The 1,175-nt window shown below is 40.7% G+C and carries 1 protein-coding gene; it reads right to left on the bottom strand.

What is annotated here, in order from left to right:
- The coding region (locus J7J33_02750; protein ID MCD6168211.1) for an acyl-CoA carboxylase subunit beta at positions 1–1,162 on the bottom strand (1,162 nt) is incomplete at its 3' end.
- Positions 1,163–1,175 lie beyond the last annotated feature (13 nt).

Raw genomic sequence — 1,175 nt, 5'->3', positions numbered from 1 at the left:
GAACTGTGGCTTCTGAGAATGCGTAGAGAAGTTTTGCTCCGTGCCGTATAATTCCACCATGTTCCTGATTTACTCCGGGAAGAAAACCAGGAGTATCTGTGAATGTAACGAGGGGAATATTAAATGCATCACAGAATCTCACAAATCTTGCTGCCTTATCAGATGAGTTTATATCAAGGACTCCTGCAAGATACTTTGCCTGATTTGCCACAATTCCAACACTTCTTCCACCTATTCTTGCAAATCCAACAACAATGTTTGGAGCATACAAAGCGTGAACTTCAAGAAATTCTCCATTGTCAACCACTCTTCTTATAATATCTTTGACATCGTAGGATTTGGATGGATCTGTTGGAACTATGTCTCTTAATTCGTCATCTGCTCTATCAATAGGATCACCTGTTTCGACTATGGCTGGTTCCTGAAGGTAGTTATCTGGAATGTAAGATAGAAGCTTCTTTGTAATTTCAATGGCATCTTCATCATTTTTTGCAAGAAAATGAGCATTACCGCTCTTTTGGTTATGGACAAGTCCTCCGCCAAGTTCCTCCTGACTTATCTCTTCTCCTGTTACTGCTTTAACAACATTGGGACCTGTAATAAACATTGTTGCCTTCTCTGTCATTATTATGAAATCTGTAATTGCCGGGGAATAGACTGCTCCTCCAGCTGTAGGTCCCATGTTGATGGAGATCTGTGGAATAACTCCAGAAGCTTTTGTGTTTCTAATGAATATTTCTCCGTATCCAAAGAGTGAGTCAACACCTTCTTGAATTCTTGCACCACCAGAGTCATTCATACCAATAAATGGAATACCGAGTTTCATGGCAAGATCCTGCATCTTAGCTATTTTCAATGCGTGCATTTCGCCGAGAGAACCTCCCAGTGTTGTAAAATCCTGAGCGTAGAGAGCTATTCTTCTTCCATTGACAGTGGCTACACCTGTTATAACTCCATCTCTTGGAATAAACTTCTTATCAAGACCAAAGTAGGTGCTTCTTGTTTTTACAAACTCTCCGAATTCGGTGAAGGAACCAGGATCAACGAGGAGTTCAATTCTTTCCCATGCAGTCAATTTTCCTTTCTTGTGTTGTTTCTCAACCTTTTCAGGACCTCCACCCTCTTCTATTTTCTTCCGTTTCTCCTCCAACTCTTTCAACAGATCTTTACTTTCC

Source organism: Caldisericia bacterium, from assembly GCA_021158845.1.
In the GTDB taxonomy this organism is placed as follows: Bacteria; Caldisericota; Caldisericia; order B22-G15; family B22-G15; genus B22-G15.
The sequence above is the reverse complement of the archived record's forward strand: the minus strand, read 5'-3'. Positions and strand labels throughout refer to the sequence as shown.